18 protein-coding genes and 2 pseudogenes are annotated in these 18,979 nt (G+C 72.7%); 14 read left to right on the top strand and 6 right to left on the bottom strand.

All coding sequences use genetic code 11. The features are described 5' to 3' along the window. Positions 1-4: 4 nt before the first annotated feature. From G7070_RS08800 to G7070_RS08795, 3 genes and pseudogenes are all read right to left on the bottom strand, one after another. Positions 5-829 carry a CE1758 family FMN-dependent luciferase-like monooxygenase gene (locus G7070_RS08800; RefSeq protein WP_431977890.1) on the bottom strand — a complete coding sequence of 275 codons (825 nt, stop codon included), beginning with the start codon at positions 827-829 and terminating at the stop codon, positions 5-7. Between the two features lie 121 nt (positions 830-950). Next, a pseudogene (locus G7070_RS19875) lies at positions 951-1,148 on the bottom strand (LLM class flavin-dependent oxidoreductase); the annotation flags it as partial. Positions 1,149-1,238: 90 nt separating this feature from the next. Continuing rightward, positions 1,239-1,871, bottom strand: coding sequence for a polysaccharide deacetylase family protein (locus G7070_RS08795; RefSeq protein WP_166233431.1), 633 nt, complete (start codon positions 1,869-1,871; stop codon positions 1,239-1,241). Between G7070_RS08795 and G7070_RS08790 the strand changes: the two genes are divergently transcribed. The 3 genes from G7070_RS08790 to G7070_RS08780 all read left to right on the top strand — a co-directional run bounded on the left by G7070_RS08790 (position 1,861) and on the right by G7070_RS08780 (position 3,770). After that, positions 1,861-2,133: a hypothetical protein gene (locus tag G7070_RS08790; protein WP_166233430.1), complete on the top strand. Its 273-nt coding sequence runs from the start codon at positions 1,861-1,863 to the stop codon at positions 2,131-2,133. The two genes, G7070_RS08795 and G7070_RS08790, sit on opposite strands and share 11 nt — an antisense overlap. A 208-nt stretch (positions 2,134-2,341) precedes the next feature. After that, a complete protein-coding gene (locus G7070_RS08785) occupies positions 2,342-2,929 on the top strand; it encodes a hypothetical protein (RefSeq protein ID WP_166233429.1) in 588 nt (195 codons plus the stop codon). Positions 2,930-2,990: 61 nt separating this feature from the next. Next, positions 2,991-3,770, top strand: a complete 780-nt coding sequence (locus G7070_RS08780; RefSeq protein WP_166233428.1) for an SIR2 family NAD-dependent protein deacylase — start codon at positions 2,991-2,993, stop codon at positions 3,768-3,770. A gap of 69 nt (positions 3,771-3,839) precedes the next feature. On the opposite strand, the gene nagA is transcribed toward G7070_RS08780, so the two are convergent. Together nagA and G7070_RS08770 are read right to left on the bottom strand one after the other, a co-directional pair. Then, entirely contained in the window at positions 3,840-4,958 is a 1,119-nt protein-coding gene (gene nagA, locus G7070_RS08775; protein ID WP_166233427.1) for an N-acetylglucosamine-6-phosphate deacetylase, read from the bottom strand. 14 nt (positions 4,959-4,972) lie between these two features. After that, the gene (locus G7070_RS08770; RefSeq protein WP_166233426.1) at positions 4,973-5,686 is read right to left on the bottom strand and encodes a FadR/GntR family transcriptional regulator; all 714 of its coding nucleotides are present in this window, start codon (positions 5,684-5,686) and stop codon (positions 4,973-4,975) included. A gap of 79 nt (positions 5,687-5,765) precedes the next feature. Between G7070_RS08770 and G7070_RS08765 the strand changes: the two genes are divergently transcribed. The 9 genes and pseudogenes from G7070_RS08765 (at position 5,766) to G7070_RS08730 (ending at position 14,764) form a co-directional block, all read left to right on the top strand. After that, positions 5,766-7,385 (top strand): ABC transporter substrate-binding protein, encoded by a 1,620-nt coding sequence (locus G7070_RS08765; RefSeq protein ID WP_166233425.1) that lies wholly within the window; start codon positions 5,766-5,768, stop codon positions 7,383-7,385. Between the two features lie 14 nt (positions 7,386-7,399). Next, positions 7,400-7,681 (top strand): annotated as a pseudogene (locus G7070_RS18615) (hypothetical protein); the annotation flags it as partial. Between the two features lie 3 nt (positions 7,682-7,684). Continuing rightward, positions 7,685-8,446 carry an ABC transporter permease gene (locus tag G7070_RS08760; protein WP_246227807.1) on the top strand — a complete coding sequence of 254 codons (762 nt, stop codon included), beginning with the start codon at positions 7,685-7,687 and terminating at the stop codon, positions 8,444-8,446. 1 nt (position 8,447) lies between these two features. Then, complete coding sequence (locus G7070_RS08755; RefSeq protein ID WP_166233424.1) at positions 8,448-10,403, top strand: dipeptide/oligopeptide/nickel ABC transporter permease/ATP-binding protein; 1,956 nt, start codon at positions 8,448-8,450, stop codon at positions 10,401-10,403. Continuing rightward, positions 10,400-11,266 (top strand): ATP-binding cassette domain-containing protein, encoded by an 867-nt coding sequence (locus tag G7070_RS08750; protein ID WP_166233423.1) that lies wholly within the window; start codon positions 10,400-10,402, stop codon positions 11,264-11,266. The genes G7070_RS08755 and G7070_RS08750 overlap by 4 nt, the downstream gene beginning before the upstream one ends. A gap of 13 nt (positions 11,267-11,279) precedes the next feature. Continuing rightward, on the top strand, positions 11,280-12,197 hold the full coding sequence (locus tag G7070_RS08745) for a dihydrodipicolinate synthase family protein (RefSeq protein ID WP_166233422.1): 918 nt from the start codon (positions 11,280-11,282) through the stop codon (positions 12,195-12,197). Then, a complete protein-coding gene (locus G7070_RS08740) occupies positions 12,194-13,168 on the top strand; it encodes an ROK family protein (protein ID WP_166233421.1) in 975 nt (324 codons plus the stop codon). Before G7070_RS08745 ends, G7070_RS08740 begins: the two co-directional genes overlap by 4 nt. A 14-nt stretch (positions 13,169-13,182) precedes the next feature. Next, the gene (locus G7070_RS08735) at positions 13,183-13,863 is read left to right on the top strand and encodes an N-acetylmannosamine-6-phosphate 2-epimerase (RefSeq protein WP_166233420.1); all 681 of its coding nucleotides are present in this window, start codon (positions 13,183-13,185) and stop codon (positions 13,861-13,863) included. Positions 13,864-14,011: 148 nt separating this feature from the next. Next, on the top strand, positions 14,012-14,764 hold the full coding sequence (locus G7070_RS08730) for an alpha/beta fold hydrolase (RefSeq protein WP_166233419.1): 753 nt from the start codon (positions 14,012-14,014) through the stop codon (positions 14,762-14,764). 13 nt (positions 14,765-14,777) lie between these two features. On the opposite strand, the gene G7070_RS08725 is transcribed toward G7070_RS08730, so the two are convergent. After that, positions 14,778-15,731, bottom strand: a complete 954-nt coding sequence (locus G7070_RS08725) for an L-lactate dehydrogenase (RefSeq protein ID WP_166233418.1) — start codon at positions 15,729-15,731, stop codon at positions 14,778-14,780. Positions 15,732-15,823: 92 nt separating this feature from the next. Between G7070_RS08725 and G7070_RS08720 the strand changes: the two genes are divergently transcribed. Continuing rightward, the gene (locus G7070_RS08720; protein WP_166233417.1) at positions 15,824-16,711 is read left to right on the top strand and encodes a mechanosensitive ion channel family protein; all 888 of its coding nucleotides are present in this window, start codon (positions 15,824-15,826) and stop codon (positions 16,709-16,711) included. Positions 16,712-16,799: 88 nt separating this feature from the next. After that, on the top strand, positions 16,800-18,890 hold the full coding sequence (locus tag G7070_RS08715; protein ID WP_166233416.1) for a S9 family peptidase: 2,091 nt from the start codon (positions 16,800-16,802) through the stop codon (positions 18,888-18,890). Positions 18,891-18,979: the final 89 nt, after the last annotated feature.

Raw genomic sequence — 18,979 nt, 5'->3', positions numbered from 1 at the left:
CTCCTCAGGCCTCGTCGTAGGGCGACTTGCCCGTGACGTCGTCGGAACCGGCGGGCGTGTGGTCGCCGGTGAGCGTGCCGGACGCCTGCGCAGCGGCCACCAGCGAGGCGTGCGTGGGGGCGTCCGGGATGTGCGCAGGCCGGCCCTCGGCGTACCCCTTGCGGAGCTCGGGGAGGATCTCGCCCAGCAGGTCGAGCTGCTCCAGGACGGTCTTCAGGGGCAGCCCGGCGTGGTCGATCAGGAAGAGCTGGCGCTGGTAGTGCCCGACCTCCTGGGTGAAGGACAGGGTGCGCTCCAGCACCTGCTGCGGCGAGCCGACCGTGAGCGGCGTCTGGGAGGTGAAGTCCTCCATCGACGGGCCGTGGCCGTACACCGGCGCGTTGTCGAAGTAGGGCCGGAACTCGTTCACGGCGTCCTGGCTGTTGCGGCGCATGAAGAACTGCCCGCCCAGCCCGACGATGGCCTGGTCGGCCGCGCCGTGACCGTAGTGCTCGAAGCGGCGCCGGTACAGGTCGACCATCCGCTTGGTGTGGTCCATGGTCCAGAAGATGTTGTTGTGGAAGAACCCGTCGCCGTAGTAGGCGGCCTGCTCGGCGATCTCCGGGGTGCGGATCGAGCCGTGCCACACGAACGGCGCGACGCCGTCCAGCGGCCGCGGCGTGGAGGTGAACCCCTGCAGCGGCGTGCGGAACTTGCCCTGCCAGTCGACGACGTCCTCGGTCCACAGCCGGCGCAGCAGCGCGTCGTTCTCCACCGCCAGGTTGACGCCTTGGCGGATGTCCTTGCCGAACCAGGGGTAGACCGGGCCGGTGTTGCCGCGCCCCATCATCAGGTCGACGCGGCCGTCGGCCAGGGCAGCATCGCGAAGTCCTCGGCGATCTTGACCGGTCGTTCGTGGTGATCAGGGTCGTCGCGGTGGACAGGACGATGTCCTGGGTCTGCGCGGCGATGTAGCCCAGCGTGGTCGTGGGCGAGGACGAGAAGAACGGCTCGTTGTGGTGCTCGCCGATGGCGAAGACGTCCAGTCCGACCTCTTCGGCCTTCTTGGCGATCGCGACGGCAGCCTGGATCCGTTCGTGTTCGGTGGGCGTGGTCCCCGTCGTGGGATCGGTGGTGATGTCACTCACCGAGAAGACGCCGATCTGCATGTTCGCTCCTGGGTCATCCGCGGAGCGTTCTTGTCTATTCCCGGCGTGGGACGGGGCCTGTTCCCGGCGGGCGACGGGCCCGCCGGCGGGTCAGCAGTTGAACGGACCCGTCGCGGTCGCCGGGCCGTTGAGGCCGCACAGCTCGATGCCGCGCGCGGCCAGGCCCTGCTTCATCTTCGCGACGGCGTCGGCGTTGAAGCCGTGCCACTGCATGTGCATCAGCACGGTGTCGCCCGGCTCGGAGTACTGGACGACCTCGCTCACGAGCTGGTCCTGCGGCTTGCCGCGCCAGTCCTCGGTGTCGAAGTCCCACAGCCAGATCTTCATGCCGGCCGAGGCGACCACCGAGGCGACGTGCGCGTTGGCGGCGCCGTACGGCGGGCGCAGCCACGTGCCCTGGACGGCCGGCGGCTTGAGCTGCTTGAGGATCGCGGCGTCGGAGATCTTGGTGAGCTGGGGGTGGTTGACCGAGTGCGAGTAGACGAACATCCCGTGCTGGCGGGCGAAGTCCACGTCGAAGGTTCCCTTGGCGATGCAGTTGCCCAGCGGGAACAGCACGACGCGCACGCCCAGCGCCTCGATCGCGGTGACCGTGCTCTTCATGTCGTCCAGCGTCTTGGGGCAGTCGTCGAAGGTGAGGACGACCTTGTCGGTCGTGTTCGGCCCCGACGCGTGGCCCTGACCCGGCGGGATCCTGCGATCCTCGACCGGCTTGCCGGTCACCCATCCCGCCGGCAGCGGCGTCGTGGTGCCCGTCGCGGTCGGGCTCCCGCTCGGCGTGGGGCCGGTGGGCGGCGTCGCCGTCGGGGAGGCGTCGGTCGCCGACGGGCTCGGCGTGATCGACGGCTCGGTCGCCGTCGGCGTGGACGTGGGCGTGACGAGCGCCGGGGTGGCGGGCGCACCCGGCGGCACCTTGGCGCATCCGGCCAACGTCAGGGCCGTGATGGCGGCGATGGCGGCGGCGCGGCGTGCGCCCTGGTGGTGAAGCATGCTGAACCTCAGATCCCGGGGGTTGGGGCGACCCCCCTCCCATCTTCTCTCGGCCACCGCCCCGATCCCAACCTCGGTGCACCCCGGGGCGGCAACCGGATGGAGAACGGCGTCCCGGGGCGGCCGTCCCCAGCCGGGCCGGAGCGTCACGACGCCGGCGACGCCGGGCTGCGAAGAGGCCGGCGTGAGGGCAGAATGGACCCATGCCCACCCGACGGCGGCTGCCCGCGCTCCTGGCCGCGTTCTGGATGATGCTGGGCGCGCTGGGCTGGGCGCAGGTGACGACCGCGCCGCCGGCCCACGCCTGCAGTTGCCGGCCCCTGACCACGAGCGAACTCATGGACGCGGCGGACCTGATCGCCGACGTGACCGTCCTGGAGGTGGCGTACCAGGGGCCCGGACGCACGCAGGCCCGCCACGTGCTGGGCGTCGAGCGGGTCTGGAAGGGCGAGCACCTGCCCGAGGTGACGATGGACGCCAACGTCGAAGGGCCCGCCTGCGGGCTGGGCAGGCGCGAGGTCGGCTCGACGTTCACGCTCTGGGGCTACGGCGGTGCGGGCCACTACGGAGCCAACTGGTGCTTCCTCCCGGCCCAGCCCGTGGAGGACCAGGACCTGCGGGACCGGTTCGGCGACCCCTGGACGCCGCCCTCACCGCCGCAGCGCCGGCCCGCTCCCCGCTCCACACGGCCGGACCCCGCGGTCGTGGCGGGCGTCACCGCCCTCGTCGGGTTCTCGGCGCTGGCCGTGGCCGCCTGGGTCGTCACGCATCCCCCGCGGCGGCGCCCCTGACCCCGACGTCCGGCGCGGGCGTCCGACGGTGAGAGCATGGGGCGAGAGGAAGGAGCCCGCCGTGACCGACACCGACCTGACCACCGCCCGCGACCTGGTGGCCCACTCCCGCCGGATCCTGGCCCTGACGGGGGCGGGGCTGTCGACCGCCTCCGGCATCCCCGACTTCCGGGGTCCGCAGGGCCGCTGGACGCAGGACCCGGAGGCCGAGAGGATCTCCACCCTGTCGTGGTACCTCGAGGACGACGACGTGCGCGCCAAGGCCTGGCAGGCCCGCGCCCACTCCCCCGCCCGCACCGCCACGCCGAACGCGGGCCACCTCGCGCTGGTCGACCTGGAGGACTCCGGCCGGCTGGCCGGCATCGTGACGCAGAATACCGACGGCCTCCACCTGCTCGCCGGGTCCACCCCGCGGCTCGTGCACGAGGTGCACGGCAACGCCCGCGCCTGGCGCTGCGAGGACTGCGGCGCCACGGGCGCGATGGCGGCCATGCTGGCCCGGGTCGAAGCCGGCGACCCCGACCCCCGCTGCCCGGAGTGCGGCGGCATCACCCGGGCGACCGTGATCCTGTTCGAGGAGCCGCTCGACCGGGAGATCCTGGACGCCGCCGTCGAGCTCGCCGAGCAGGCCGACCTGGTGCTGGCGATCGGGTCCTCGCTCACCGTGCACCCGGTCGCCGGGCTCGTGCCGTACGCGTTCGGGCACGCGGCGAAGGTCGTGATCCTCAACGCCGAGGAGACCCCCTACGACTACCTCGCCTCGGCGATCATCCGCGAGCCGATCCAGGACGCCCTGCCGGCGCTGGTGGCCGACCTGCCGCCGGTGGACGCGACGGCCTGACCGACCGCCGGGTCGGGGCCCGACGCCCGCCCGCGGCGGTTGCGCAGCAGGCGGCCGCCGCTCGGGCGCTCAGGCCCGGGCGGCGTCCTGCCAGGCGCCCCGGTACAGGACGCGCTCGACGGACCAGTCCGCTCCGAGGACGACCGCGTCGGCGCGGGTGCCGGGCGCGAACGTGCCCACCGTGGAGAGGCTCAGGTACTCGGCCGGATGGCTGGTCGCGGCCTTCAGCGCGACGATCGGGTCGACGCCGGCGGCGATGGAGTTCACCACGCCGCGGTCGAGGGTGAGCGTCGAGCCGGCGATCGTGTCGGTCCCGGCGATGTGGGCGATGTGGTCGCGCACCTCCACCGGGAGTTCGCCCAGCACGTAGTCGCCGTCCTCGCAGCCGGCCGCCGCCATGGCGTCGGTGATCAGCACGATCCGGGGGTCGAAGGACATCACCCAGGCGGCGAGCTCGGGACGCAGGTGGACGCCGTCGACGATCAGCTCGCACCAGACCCGCGGGTCCTCCAGCAGCGCCAGGATCGGGCCGGGCTCGCGGTGCTTGAGGCCCGGCATCGCGTTGAACAGGTGGGTGGCGCCCGTGACGCCGGCGTCGATGGCGGCCCGCGCCTCGTCGTAGGTGCAGTCGCTGTGGCCCAGCGCCGCGACGGCGCCGTGCTCGACGATGCTGCGGATGGCCTCCAGCGCGCCCTCGCGCTCGGCGGCGATCGTCACCATCTTGACCGTGCCCGCGCCGGCGTCCAGCAGGCGGTTCACCTCGTCCAGGGCGGGGTCGCGCAGGCGGTCGACGGGGTGGGCGCCCTTGTAGGCCGGGCTGAGCCACGGGCCCTCGAGGTGGATGCCCGCCAGCTCGCCGGCGTCCACCAGCGGCGCGAGGGCGCGGACCTGGTCGTCGAGCTCGTCGATCGACTGCGTGACCAGGGACGCGACGATGGACGTGGTGCCGTGCGCGCGGTGCAGCGCGGCGGCCGCGAGCGCGTCCTCGACGAAGGAGAAGCCGCCGCCGCCGTGGCTGTGCGCGTCGACGTAGCCGGGCGAAAGCGTCACGTCGCCGAGGTCGACGACCTCGCCCGGACCCTCCTCGGGGGCACCGACCGCGACCACCGCCTCCCCCTCGATCACGAGCTCGCCGGGGCTGAGCATCTCGTGGCCGGTGAACACACGGGCGGCGCGGAGTCGGATCATGGCGCTGTCCCTCCTCAGGAGACGGGAGCCGGGTGCCGTTCGTCGAGCACCCTCAGAATCGGATCGTAGTGCGCTTCGACGGCCGCCCGGTACGCCTCGAGATCTCCGCTCACGGCGGCGTCCAGCATCGCGCCATGCGCGGCGGCGGTGACGTCGAGGTCGCGCTGGCCGACCACCCCGAGCCGCGGGGCGACGGTGGTGTGGATGTCCCAGAAGGCCGCGACGAGCTGGCCGTAGAGCGCGTTGCCGAGCCGCTCGGCCAGGTTGAGGTGGAACTGCCGGTCCTGCACCGGGTAGGTCGTGTGCTGGGCGGCGAGCGCCTTCATCTGCTCGACGCAGTCGCGCAGGTCGTCGGTCTCCGCGCCCGACAGCCGCTCCACCACGCGCGGGGCGAGGCTCAGATCGAGGCCGCGGCGCACCTCGACGACCTCGCGCAGCACCGACAGGTCGTCGCCGGGCAGCAGGACGCCGCGGAAGACCATGCCCTCCACCAGCGGACGCAGCGACAACTGGCCGACGAAGGTGCCGGTCCCGTGCCGCACCTCGAGGATGTCCAGGGCCACGAGCGTCCGGACGGCCTCGCGCACGCTGGAGCGGGAGACGCCCAGCCGATCCACGAGTTCGGCCTCGGTCGGCATCGGGTCGCCCGGCTTGAGGTGTTCGGCGAGGATCAGGTCCTTGATGGCCGTGACCGTGGCACGCGCCCCGTCATGGCGGTCCTGTTTCATCCCTTGCTCCTTCGGCTGGTTCCATGCCTATAATGACACAACGTCAGACATCAGACGTCCGACATCATAGGAGCATTCAATGGAGAACGGGTCCCTCGCCACCACTCGTCGTGGCTTCCTCAAGTTGAGCGGCGCCCTGGGTGCCGCCGCGGCCCTCGCCGGCTCGCTGTCGGCCTGCGGCACGACGCCTGCGCAGCGGGGCACCACGACGCCCGGCGCCACCGCGGCCGCGGTGAACAAGGACGGCACGATCACGGCCGCGATCAGCTACGAGCTGGGCACCAACGGCTTCGATCCGATGACCACGTCCGCCGCGCTCACCGTCGCCGCGAACTGGCACACCATGGAGGGTCTCACCGAGATCCTGCCCAGCGGCAAGCGCGAGGTGTACGCCGCGCTGGCCAAGGAACTGCCCAAGAAGGTGGACGACACCACCTACGAGGCCACGCTGCGCGACGGCGCCGTGTTCCACAACGGCAGCCCCGTCACCACCGCCGACGTCGTGTACTCGTTCGAGCGCGTCCTCGACCCGGCGAACAAGTCGCTGTACCGCCAGTTCATCCCGTTCGTCTCCGGCGTGACCGCCAAGGACGACAAGACCGTCACGATCAAGCTGGCCTACCCCGTCACGCTGGTCGCCGAGCGCGTCGCCGTGGTCAAGATCGTCCCCAAGGCCGTCGCCTCCGCCGACGCCAAGGCCTTCGACGCCAACCCGGTCGGCACCGGCCCCTACAAGATGACCGACAACTCGGCCACCTCCAAGGAGATCCGGTTCGAGCGCAACGACGCCTACACGGGCTCGCGTCCCGCCCTGGCCAAGCAGATGGTCTGGAAGATCATGCCGGACGACGCGACCCGCACCAACGCGCTCACCTCCAAGGCCGTCCAGGCGATGGATCTGGTGCCCGACCTGTCCATCGCGACGCTGCAGCAGTCCTCGACCGTGGCCGCCGAGCAGGGCTTCTCGCTGCTGTTCACGATGTTCAACATGGGTGCCGCGCCGTTCAACGACGTCAAGAACCGTCAGGCGTTCTTCTACGCGCTGCCGCTGGACAAGATGATCCAGACCGCCTACCTCGGCAACGCCACCCCGGCGACGTCCTTCCTGCAGGACACGCACCCGGACTACCAGAAGGCGTCCACCGTCTACGCCTACGACCCCGAGAAGGCCAAGGCGCTGTTCGCGGAGACCGGCCTGAAGAGCTTCCGCCTGCTGTGCACCGACCACGGCTGGGTCAAGAAGATCACGCCGCTGATCAAGGAGGCCCTGGAGGCCATCGGCATGAGCGTCGACTTCACCGAGAAGAAGTCCTCCGACGTCTACAACACCATCGACGGCAAGCCGGACGCCTTCGACGTGGTCGTGGCCCCCGGTGATCCCTCGGTGTTCGGCAACGACCCCGACCTGCTCATGCGCTGGTGGTTCGCCGGGGACGTGTGGACCGACAGCCGGATGCACTGGAAGGGCCAGCCGTCCTACGACCAGATGCAGACGCTGCTGGCCGACGGCCTCAAGGCCGAGAAGGCGGACCAGAAGGCGATCTGGGGCAAGGCGTTCAACCTGCTCTCGGAGAACATCCCGCTGTACCCGCTGTTCCACCGCAAGGCCACGTCGGGCTACGACAAGGCGTCGCTGGTCGACTTCAAGCCGATCGCCCTGACCGGCCTGGCGTTCCTCGACACCGGCAGCACCAAGTAACACCCCACCGCCGCGTGCGGCGCGCGGGGCCCATCGACGGGCCCCGCGCACACCCCCGGCGAGCCCACTCCCGGGCCCCGAGAAGGAGTGCAATCCGTGACCACCTTGCTGCGTCTCATCGGGAGACGCCTGATCGCCCTGCCCATCATGATCCTCGGCGTCACCTTCCTGGTGTTCTTCGTGATGTCGTTCTCCCCGCGGACCCCGCGCGCCTGGCGCTCGGGGAATCGGCCTCGCAGAAGGACCTGGACGACTGGCGCCGCGACCACGGCCTCAACGACCCGCTGCTGCTGCGCTACGTGCGGTTCCTCGGCGGGCTGGTGCAGGGTGACCTGGGCACGTCCTCGGGCAACACCCCGGTCACCCAGTTCATCGCCAAGGCGTTCCCGGTGACGCTGCAGCTCACCCTGGTCGGCCTGGCGCTGGCCATCGTGATCTCGCTGCTGCTGGGCGTCGCCGCGGCCCTGTACCGCGACCGTTGGCCCGACCAACTGATCCGCGTCCTGTCGATCGCCGCGCTGGCCACCCCGTCGTTCTGGCTGGCCCTGCTGCTGATCCAGGCGCTGTCCACGGTTCCGGGCGGCGCCGGGCTGTATCCGGCCGTGATCGACACCTGGGTGCCGCTCTCGCAGGACCCGGGGATCTGGATCAACAACATCACGCTGCCGGCCATCGCGCTGGCGGTCCCCGTGGCCGGCTCGCTGATCCGGGTGGTGCGCACCTCGGTGGTCGAGGAACTCGACCGCGACTACGTCCGCACCGCCGTGGGCGCCGGCATCCCGATGCCCGTGGTCGTCGGACGCAACGTGCTGCGCAACGCCCTCATCACCCCCATCACGGTGCTGGGCCTGCGCGTCGGCTACCTGATGGGCGGCGCGGTGATCATCGAGATCATCTTCAACATCCAGGCGATGGGCCAGCTCATCCTCGACGGCGTCACCCGCAACGACGTGTTCCTCGTGCAGGGCGTGACGCTGACGGTGGCCATCGCGTTCATCGCCATCAACATCATCGTCGACGTGCTCTACGTCATCGTGAACCCCCGGATCAGGACGGTCTGACATGCGACGCACCCTCACCGAGAAGCTCTCCCGGCCCGGGCTGCGGCTCGGCGCGCTCCCCCTGGGATCGCGGATCGCGCTGATCGTGTTCGGCGTGGTGGTCCTCGGGGCGCTGTTCGCCCCGCTCGTCACGGTGAACCCGCTGGCCTCGGGCGTCCCCGCGCTGCCGCCGAGCGCCGAGCACTGGTTCGGCACGGACGCCCTGGGCCGCGACGTGTTCTCCCGCGTCCTGAACGGCGCGCGCAACTCGCTGGTGATCGGCCTGGCGGCGACCGCCGTCGCGCTGGTCGCCGCCGCCATCCTGGGCTCGATCGCGGCGACCGCCGGCAAGTGGGTCTCCGAGGTGCTGATGCGCATCCTCGACATCGTCATGAGCTTCCCCGGCATCGCGCTGGCCGCCGTGTTCGTCGCCGGGTGGGGCAACTCGATCCCGGTGCTGGTGCTGGCGATCGCGTTCCTCTACACCCCGCAGCTCACCCGCGTCGTCCGGGCCAACGTGCTGGCGCAGTTCGGCGAGGACTACGTCTCGGCGTCCCGCGTCATGGGCGCCTCGACGCCGTGGATCCTCGCCAGGCACGTCGCCCGCAACTGCATCGCCCCGATCCTGGTGTTCGCCACGGTGCTGGTCGCCGACGCGATCGTGTTCGAGGCGTCCCTGTCGTTCATCAACGCGGGGGTGAAGCCGCCGAACCCGTCGTGGGGCAACGTGCTCGCCGAGGGCAAGCAACTGCTCCTGATCGGCGGCTGGTGGGCCACGTTCTTCCCCGGACTGGCGATCCTCATCACCACGCTGTCGCTGAACGTGCTCTCCGAGGGCATGACCGACGCGATGGTCGCCCCGCGGGCCCGCAAGGTGAAGCTCAACGACCCGGTCGAGGCGTCCTCGGCGCCCCGCGCGGGTGGGACGCCGGCCGAGGCGCAGGGCGAGGTCGTCCCGCTGGCCGACCGGCTGGCCGCCCTGGCCTCCGCCGAGCGCGCCCGCGACGACCGACTCGTCTTCGTCGGCGCGAACGCCCCGCTGCTGGAGGTGCGCGACCTGTCGATCCGGTTCCCGGACGCGCACGGCGACGTCGACGTGGTCGACCACGTCAACTTCACGGTCCGCCCCGGCGAGACGATGGGCCTGGTCGGCGAGTCCGGCTGCGGGAAGTCGATCACCTCGATGGCGATCATGGGACTGCTGCCGAAGACCGCCCAGCTGTCCGGCCAGGTGCTCTTCGACGGCACCGACCTGCTCGCGCTGTCGCCCAAGGAGCACAACGCGCTGCGCGGCCACGAGATCGCGATGATCTACCAGGACGCCCTGAGCTCGCTCAACCCGTCGATGCTCATCAAGGCGCAGATGAAGCAGCTCACCTCCCGCGGCGGGCGCCGCAGCGCCGAGGAACTCCTCGAGCTCGTCGGCCTGGACCCCACCCGGACGCTGAACTCCTACCCGCACGAGCTGTCCGGCGGCCAGCGGCAGCGCGTCCTCATCGCGATGGCGCTGACCCGCAACCCGAGACTGGTGATCGCCGACGAGCCGACGACCGCCCTCGATGTGACGGTGCAGAAGCAGGTCATCGAGCTGCTGAACGACCTGCGCGAGAAGCTGGGCTTCGCGATGGTGTTCGTCAGCCACGACCTGGCGCTGGTCGCGCAGGTCGCCCACAAGATCACGGTGATGTACGCCGGCCAGGTCGTGGAGTCGGGCGAGACGTTCGACCTGCTCACCGACCCCCGCCACGAGTACACCCGCGGCCTGCTCGGCTCCGTGCTGTCCATCGAGGCCGGCACCGGTCGCCTACACCAGGTGCCCGGCGTGGTCCCGAGCCCCCGCGAGTTCGTCAGCGGCGACCGGTTCGCCCCGCGCTCCTCGCACCCCGACGTCGGCCTCGACGTCCGCCCCGACCTGGTGACCGTGCCCGGCACGAGCCACCGGTACGCCGCGCACCCCGAACTGGAGGACGTCCGATGAGCGAAGCCATCCCGGTCGCGACCACCCCGGAACTGCCCGCCGACGGCACCCCCGGGCGTCCCGAAGGGCTGCCCACCTCGCCGGCGCCGGTTCTGGAGCTGCGCCACGTCCACGTCGTGCACCGGACGCGCACCGGCGGGCTGTTCAAGCCCGGCACCGTGCACGCCGTCAACGACGTCGACTTCACGATCGCGCGCGGCGAGACCGTCGGGATCGTCGGCGAGTCGGGCTGCGGCAAGTCGACCCTGGCGCGCGTCCTGGTGGGGCTGCAGCACCCCACCGACGGCGAGGTGCTGTTCCACGGCCAGCCCCTGCACTACGACGCCTCCACCCGCCGGACGCTCGGCCGCTCGGTCTCGGTCGTGTTCCAGGACCCGGCCACTGCGCTCAACCCGCGCATGACCGTCCGGGACCAGCTCGTCGACCCGCTGCGCGTCCACGGCATCGGGACGCCGGAGGAGCGCGGGGACCGCGTCCGGGACCTGCTGCGGCTCGTCGGGCTGCCCGAGTCCGCCCTCGACGTGCTGCCCCGCCAGATCTCGGGCGGGCAGCGGCAGCGCGTCGCCATCGCCCGCGCCCTGGCGCTGGAGCCCGACGTGATCGTCGCCGACGAACCCACCTCCGCCCTCGACGTGTCGGTGCGCGCCCAGGTGCTCAACCTGCTCACCGACCTGAAGGACGAGCTGGGCCTGGGCATGGTCTTCATCAGCCACGACATCTCCACCGTCCGCTACGTCTCGGATCGGATGGCGGTCATGTACGCCGGCCGGATCGTCGAGACGGGCCCCGCCGACCAGCTGTTCACCGACCCGCACCACGAATACACCCGCACTCTGCTGAGCGCGGTTCCGTCCCTACTCTGAGGAGTCCCCAGCCATGTCCCTCCTGAACGGCATCGTCCCGCCCGTCCTCACCCCGCTGCGCGCGGACGGTTCCCTCGACCTCGACAGCCTCGACCGCCTCGTCGAACACCTGATCTCCGGCGGCGTCTCGGGCGTCTTCGTGCTGGGCTCCTCCGGCCAGGTCGCGTACCTGACCGACGCCGAACGCGACACCGTCGTCGACCGGGTGGTCGCGCTGGCCGCCGGCCGCGTCCCCGTCTTCGTCGGGACCCCCGACATGTCCGCGGCCCGCGTCATCGACCAGGCCCGCCACGTGGAGGCCCGCGGCGCCGACGCCGTCGTGGTCACCGCCCCGCTCTACTCGCTCAACGACGCCGGCGAGATCGCCGAGCACTTCCGGCTGGTGGCGCGCGCGGTCTCGGTCCCCGTCGTCGCCTACGACGTGCCCGTCCGCGTCCACACCAAGCTCGGCGTCGACATGCTCGTCGAGCTCGGCCGCGAGGGCGTCCTGGCCGGCGTCAAGGACTCCTCCGGCGACGACGTGGCCTTCCGCAGGCTGGTGGCCGCCAACCGCGCCGCGGGCAGCCCGCTGTCGCTGTCGACCGGCCACGAGGTGATGGTCGACGGCATGGCCCTGCTGGGCGCCGACGGCGCGGTCCCCGGGCTCGCGAACGTCGACCCGGCCGGCTACGCCCGGCTGTGGCGCGCCGCGTCCGAGGGCGACTGGACGGCCGCCCGCGCCGAGCAGGACCGGCTCGCCCGGCTGTTCGAGATCGCGTTCGTGCCCCAGGGACGCTCGGGCGACGCCGCCGGGATCGGCGCCTTCAAGGCCGCCGCGGCGGCGCTGGGGATCATCGACACCCCGACGATGCCCGCCCCGATGCGCGGCCTCACCGACGCCGAGACCGAGCAGATCGTGGCCATCCTCGACGAGGTCGGCCTGACGCGGTGACGACCCGCCCGCTCGTCGTCGGGGTCGACCTCGGCGGCACCAAGACCTCGGCCGCCGTGGTCTCGGTCGGCGGCGACGTCGGGCCGATCGTGACGCTGCCCACCCCGGCGGCCGTCGGCCCGGACGCGGTGCTCGACACCGTCGCCCGCGCCGTGGCCGGGGCCGTGCGCGCCGCGCTCGCCACCCCGGCGTCCGCCGACGCCGGGCCGGCCGGACGCGCGCGCCTGGCCGGCGTGGGCATCGGGACCGCGGGCGCCGTGGACGCCCGGGCCGGGGTGATCGTGTCCGCCACCTCCACGTTCCGCGACTGGGTCGGCACCGACCTGCGCGCCGGCGTCCGGGACCGGCTGGGCGACGTGGTCGTCGAGGTCCGCAACGATGTCGACGCGCACGCGCTCGGGGAGGCCTGGGTGGGGGCCGCGGCGTCGGCGTCCACGTTCCTGATGGTGGCCGCGGGAACGGGGATCGGCGGCGCGGTGGTCGTGGACGGACGGCTGCGGACCGGCGCGCACCACGTCGGCGGCGAGATGGGCCACGTCCCGGCCCCCGGCGCCGAGGGGCTGCTCTGCCCGTGCGGACGCACCGGCCACCTCGAGGCCCTGGCCGCCGGGCCGGCCATCCATCGCGGCTACCTCGCGCGCGGCGGGTCGGCCGAGGTGGCCGACACCCGCGCCGTCTTCCAGCGCGCCCGGGCCGGCGACCCGCGTGCGCTCGCGGCGATCGACGCCGCGGCGTCCGGGCTGGCGCGCGGCGTCGCCGGGATCGTCACGACGCTCGACCCCGAACTGGTCGTCCTCGGCGGCGGCCTGGTCGACGCCGGGCCGCTGTGGTGGGATCGGTTCGAGGCCACCCTGCGCGCCGAACTGATCGACGTGCTGGCCGGCGTCCCCGTGGTCCCGGCCGCGGCGGGGCAGGCGGCCGCGCTCCTGGGCGCCGCGAGCGCGGTGTTCGCCGGGCCGCACGACATCTGACGAGTGGAGGAACCATGAACGAGATCCTTGAGGCGCTGCGCGGCGGGCTGGTCGTGTCGTGCCAGGCCTACCCCGGCGAGCCGATGCTGGACCCGCGCACCATGACGCAGATCGCGCAGGCCGCGGTCGCCGGCGGCGCCGTGGGCATCCGCGGCAAGGGCCTGGACGACCTGCGCGCCATGCACGCGGCCATCGACGTCCCGGTGATCGGGCTGGTCAAGGTCGGGAGCGAGGGCGTGTTCATCACCCCGACGCTGGCGGACTGCCTGGCGGTCGCGGAGACGGGCGCGCAGATCGTCGCGCTCGACGGCACCCGCCGGCCGCGCCCGGACGGCCGGACGCTCGCCGAGACCGTCGCCGAACTGCGGGCGGCCTTCCCCGACGTGCTGGTGATGGCCGACTGCGGCTCGGTCGCCGACGCGCAGGCCGCGGTGGCGGCGGGCGTCGACGTGCTCGGCACCACGCTGGCCGGCTACACCGGCGAGCGCCCCCCGACCGAGGGCCCCGACTGGGAGGTGGTCGACCAGGTCGTCGCGCTGGGGGCGCTGCCCGTGTTCGTCGAGGGCCGGGTGCACTCCCCCGCCCAGGCCGCCGAGGCCATGCGGCGCGGCGCGTTCGCGGTCGTGGTCGGCACCGCGATCACCCACCCGACGACGCTCACCCGCTGGTTCGCCGACGCGATCGCGGGCGCCTGACGCGGGCGCGCGGCCGGCCACGGCGGCGGCGTCCGACGGCACCTGAGCCCGCGGCAGCACCCCGCCCGGCCGCCGGCCGCCACCGCCGGCCGAGCGGGGGAGACCGTGGGCCCCTACCGCTTCTGCGGCGGCTCGCTAGCCTGGATCCATGGCTCCCCAGGTGGTCTTCGTGCACGGCATCCGCACTTCGCGGACCATGTGGCGACCCCAGCTGGAACACGTCGCGTCGCTCGGCGTCACGGGCACGGCGGTCGATCTTCCCGGGCACGGGGAGCGCCGGGCCGAGGCCTTCACGCTGGACGCCGCCCTGGCCACCATCGACGAGGCCGTCCGGACCGCCGCGGCGTCCGGGCCGGTGCTCCTCGTGGGGCACTCGATGGGCGGCCTGCTTACGACGGCCTATGCCGGTTCGCACCCCCGCCCGCCGCTGGCCGGGCTGGTCGCGGCGTCCTGCACGTCGCTGCCGCGCGGCTTCGGCCTGAAGGCCTACCGCGGCGTCCTCAAGGCGGTCGACCGGCTCCCCGGGCGCGGCCTCGCCTTCACCCGGCTGGCGCTCACCGCGACGCTGCCGGTGGCGACCCGCGGGGACTTCGCCGCGGGCGGCTACGCCCTGGACGCCCAGGACGCCGCCCTGGCCAGCCTCGCCGCGCTCGACCTCCCCACCGCCGTCCGCCGCCTGACGATGCCGGCGTGGTTCGTCAACGGGCAGTTCGACCAGCTGCGGCTGCACGAGCGGCTGTTCCGCCGGCTCGCCCCGCAGGCCAGCTTCCTGGTGGTGCCGCGCGCGTCACACCTGGTGACGGCGATGCGCCCGGAGACCTTCAACGCGGTGCTCACCGACGCGCTGACCACCCTGGCGCTGTCCGACGCGCCCGAGACCGCGCGGCCGACGGCCGCCTGAGCGGCGCCGCCGCTCAGTGGCCCAGGTCCGCGGCGACCCGGCGCATCTCCTCGGCGGAGGCCTCGAACAGCCGCCACTCCTCGTCGTCGAACCGCGTCTCCTTGATCGGGGTGGCGCCCGCCGCGTCCACGATGCAGGGCACCGACAGGGCCACGCCCGAGACGCCGTGGAAGTCGTCGAGCACGGTGCTGACCGGGAGCACGGACCGCTGGTCGTGGAAGATCGCCTCCACCACGCGGGTCGTCGACAGCCCCACCGCGTAGTTGGTCGCGCCCTTGCCCTGGATCACCGTGTAGGCGGCGTCGCGGACGTCGGCGGCGATGTGGTCGAGTTCCTCGCGGGTGATGGGGTCGACGTGCGGGCCGCGCCAGTCCAGCACGGGCACCCCGCCGATGGTGGCGGTCGACCACAGCGGGAACTCGGTGTCGCCGTGCTCGCCCACGATGGACGCGTGCACCGAGTCCGTCGAGACGCCGACGCGGTGGGCCAGCAGCCAGCGCAGCCGCGAGGTGTCGAGCATCGTGCCCGAGGAGAAGATCTGGTGCGCGGGGAGGCCGCTGACCTCCTTGGCGATGGCCGTCAGCACGTCGCACGGGTTGGTGACGATGACGTAGATGGCCTGCGGGGCCACCTCCATGAGCTTCGGCATCATGTCGGTGATGATCCCGGCGTTGACGGCCGCCAGGTCGAGCCGGGACTGGCCCGGGTTCTGCTTCGCGCCGGCGGTGATGACCACGACCTGCGAGCCCTCGATCACCGACAGGTCGCTGCCGCCGCTGATCTCGGTCGCCCCGGTGAACTGCGTCCCGTGGGCCAGGTCCAGCACCTCGGCCTCGACCTTCGCGTGGGCGATGTCGTACAGGGCGACGTGCCGGGCGGCACCCCGGATCAGGCTGGCGTAGGCGATGGACGTCCCGACGCTGCCGGCCCCCACGACGGTCAGCTTGGAGTTCTCGATCACGGACATGGCGCACCTCTCTGACGTGGTGGCGGGCAACACCACCCTACGCCCGACGCGGCGCTGCGGCAGGTCGTCGGCACGTCCGCCACAATGGGGGCATGACGCCGCTCATCACCGCGACCTGGCCCGACACGGCCATCGAGATCGGAGTCGTGCTCCTCATCGCGATCGTGGCGCGCTTCGTGCTGCGCCGGGCCATCCGGACCGGCGTGAACGCCTCGGTGAAGGCCAGCGAGCAGCACAAGCCGAAGGAATCGCGCGCCGACAAGGTGCTCGGCCATCTCTCGGGCGCCCTGAACGCACGGCACGAGGCCCGCGTCAAGACGGTCGGGTCGGTGCTGAGCAACGCGGTCGACGTCATCCTGATCGTGCTCGTGGCGCTGACGATCCTGCGGATCCTCGGCGTGCCGCTGGAGCCGGTGCTGGCGGCGTCCGGCATCGGAGGCGTCGCGCTCGCCTTCGGCGCCCAGTCGCTGGTGCGGGACTACATCTCGGGGATCCTGATGATCTTCGAGGACCAGTTCGGCGTCGGGGACCTCATCGACACCGGCGAGGCCGTCGGCACCGTCCAGGAGGTCGGGCTGCGCGTCACGAAACTCGTCGACGTCTCCGGGCAGGTCTGGTACGTCCGCAACGGCGAGATCCAGCGCGTCGGCAACCGCAGCCAGGGCTGGTCCACCGCGACGATCGACATCCCCATCGCGCCCGGGCAGGACACCGCCCGCGCCGTCGCCGTGCTCAACGAGGTCGTCGACCGCGTCTTCGACGAGAAGACGTTCGGCGACGTCCTGCTGGAGCGCCCCTCCGTGCTGGGCGTCAACAAGGTGACCCCGGGCGTGATCACCCTGACGATCCTCGCCAAGACCGCCCCCAACCAGCAGTGGGCGCTGCAGCGCGACCTGCTCGCCAAGTCGGTGCGCTCCCTCCAGGACGCCGGTATCCGGTCCGCCGTCCCCGAGTACCCGGTGGCGCCGCCGCACTCCTGACGCCGCCGGGCATCGCCCCCGGTCACGATCCGGGGGACGGCTGCGCCGCAACGGGTCGCGTGTCCGTCCCGCGCGGCAGGATGGGGCCATGACGCAGCAGACTCCCTTCCACGACCTGGACGCCTACATCGCGCTCCCCCGGCTCAACGGACTCGCCCTGAGCCCCGACGGGACCCGCCTGGCGACGGTCGTCTCGACGCTCGACCCGACGAAGACCAGGTACGTGAACGCCGTCTGGGAACTCGACCCGGCCGGCGAGCGGCCCGCCCGCCGCGTCACGCGCAGCGGCAAGGGCGAGTCCGGGATCGCCTACGGCCCCGACAACGACCTGTACTTCCTCTCGGCGCGGCCCGACCCGGACGCCCGGGACGGCGACGACCCGACCGGCGCGTTGTGGGTGCTGCCGGCCGCCGGCGGCGAGGCGCGGACGCTGGTCGCCCGCCCGGGCGGCGTGGACGGCGTCACCGTCGCGCAGGGCTCCGGCACGGTGTTCGTGAGCGCGGGCGTCCTGCCGGCGGCCGAGCGGCCCGTCGCGGGCGAGGAGGCCCATGACCCCGAGAAGCGGGACGCCGACCTGCGCAAGGAGCGCAAGGAGAAGAAGGTGTCCGCGATCCTGCACGCGGGCAGCCCCGTCCGGTTCTGGGACCACGATCTGGGCCCGGACCACCCCCACGTCTTCGCCGTCACCCCGGACGCCGCCGTGAACCCCGATCTGGGGTCCGACCCGGACAAGCCCCGCGCCACCCTCACCGACCTCACGCGCGGCATCGGGTCCGGGCTGCTCAACTCCCCGGTGTTCCCAGCGCCCGACGGGTCGTTCGTGCTCGTCACCCGCACGATCCCCGCGGCCCGGGGCGAGTCCTCGGAGACCGTCACCCGCGTGGACGCCGACGGCACCCGCCGCGACCTGCTGACCCCCGACGCCACGACCGGCTACATGGCCGGCCCGGTCAGCCCCGACGGCCGCCGCGCCATCGTCGACGTCGAGCGCGTCGGCACCCCCGAGCGGACGCCGTCCTGGGCCCTGCACGTCCTCGACCTCGCTACGGGCGACCTGACGCCGCTGGCGCCCGGCTGGGACCGCTGGGCGACCCCGCTCGCGTGGCTGCCCGACGGCTCGGGCCTGCTGGTGCACGCCGACCAGGACGGACGCAGCCCGCTGTTCATCCTGGACGCCGCGGGCGGCGCGCGCCGGCAGCTCACCCACGACGACGCCGCCTACTCGGCCGCAGCGATCACCCCCGACGGGGCGACCGTCTACGCGGTGCGCTCCGGCTACGCGTTCCCCAGCGAGGTCGTCCGGATCGACGTGGCCTCCGGCGACGTGACCCGGCTGCCGAACCCGACGGAGCGCCCCGAGGTGCCGGGACGCCTGGTCGAGGTCGAGACGCAGGCCGCCGACGGCCAGCGCGTCCGGGCCTGGCTGGCGCTGCCCGCCGACGCCTCACCCGAGCACCAGGCGCCGCTCGCGCTGTGGATCCACGGCGGCCCGGTGGCGTCGTGGAACGCGTGGAGTTGGCGCTGGAACCCGTGGATCATGGTCGCGCAGGGCTACGCGGTCCTGCTGCCCGACCCGGCGCTGAGCACGGGGTACGGCGAGGAGTTCGTGCAGCGCGGCTGGGGATCGTGGGGCGCGCACCCATTCACCGACCTGATGGCGATCACCGACGCCGTCGAGGCCCGCGACGACGTCGACGGCTCGAAGACGGTCGCCATGGGCGGCTCGTTCGGCGGCTACATGGCCAACTGGATCGCCGGGCACACCGACCGGTTCGCCGGCGTCGTCACCCACGCCTCGCTGTGGGCGCTGGACCAGTTCGGCCCGACCACCGACGCCCCGTTCTACTGGCGCCGCGAGATGAGCGAGCAGATGACGCTGGAGCACTCCCCGCACGCCAGCGTGGCGAACATCACCACCCCGATGCTGGTCATCCACGGCGACAAGGACTACCGCGTCCCGATCGGCGAGGGCCTGCGGCTGTGGTGGGAGCTGCTGAGCGACTCCGGCCTGCCCGCGGACGCCGACGGCGCCTCGCCGCACCGGTTCCTGTACTTCCCCGACGAGAACCACTGGATCCTCACGCCGCAGCACGCCAAGGTCTGGTACGAGGTCGTCCTGGGCTTCGTGGGCGAGCAGGTCCACGGCGTCCCCGCCAAGGCGCCGAGCACGCTGGGCTGAGCGGTGCGGGGGCCGGCGGACGCGCGCCGTCGGCCCCCGCACCAGCGGCGCACCGGCCGGATCCGTCCGCATCCCGGACAGATCCGAGC

Source organism: Propioniciclava coleopterorum (assembly GCF_011393335.1).
GTDB classification, from domain to species: domain Bacteria; phylum Actinomycetota; class Actinomycetes; order Propionibacteriales; family Propionibacteriaceae; genus Propioniciclava; species Propioniciclava coleopterorum.
Note: the sequence above shows the minus strand (reverse complement) of the source record. Positions and strands in the feature narration are given on the sequence as shown.

Coding starts and splice junctions, on each gene's coding strand:
- G7070_RS08785 (WP_166233429.1), top strand. CDS start 2,342: ATGCCCACCCGACGGCGGCTGCCCGCGCTCCTGGCCGCGTTCTGGATG.
- G7070_RS08730 (WP_166233419.1), top strand. CDS start 14,012: ATGGCTCCCCAGGTGGTCTTCGTGCACGGCATCCGCACTTCGCGGACC.
- G7070_RS08735 (WP_166233420.1), top strand. CDS start 13,183: ATGAACGAGATCCTTGAGGCGCTGCGCGGCGGGCTGGTCGTGTCGTGC.
- G7070_RS08770 (WP_166233426.1), bottom strand. CDS start 5,686: ATGAAACAGGACCGCCATGACGGGGCGCGTGCCACGGTCACGGCCATC.
- G7070_RS08715 (WP_166233416.1), top strand. CDS start 16,800: ATGACGCAGCAGACTCCCTTCCACGACCTGGACGCCTACATCGCGCTC.
- G7070_RS08745 (WP_166233422.1), top strand. CDS start 11,280: ATGTCCCTCCTGAACGGCATCGTCCCGCCCGTCCTCACCCCGCTGCGC.
- G7070_RS08750 (WP_166233423.1), top strand. CDS start 10,400: ATGAGCGAAGCCATCCCGGTCGCGACCACCCCGGAACTGCCCGCCGAC.
- G7070_RS08755 (WP_166233424.1), top strand. CDS start 8,448: ATGCGACGCACCCTCACCGAGAAGCTCTCCCGGCCCGGGCTGCGGCTC.
- G7070_RS08725 (WP_166233418.1), bottom strand. CDS start 15,731: ATGTCCGTGATCGAGAACTCCAAGCTGACCGTCGTGGGGGCCGGCAGC.
- nagA (WP_166233427.1), bottom strand. CDS start 4,958: ATGATCCGACTCCGCGCCGCCCGTGTGTTCACCGGCCACGAGATGCTC.
- G7070_RS08800 (WP_431977890.1), bottom strand. CDS start 829: ATGATGGGGCGCGGCAACACCGGCCCGGTCTACCCCTGGTTCGGCAAG.
- G7070_RS08720 (WP_166233417.1), top strand. CDS start 15,824: ATGACGCCGCTCATCACCGCGACCTGGCCCGACACGGCCATCGAGATC.
- G7070_RS08765 (WP_166233425.1), top strand. CDS start 5,766: ATGGAGAACGGGTCCCTCGCCACCACTCGTCGTGGCTTCCTCAAGTTG.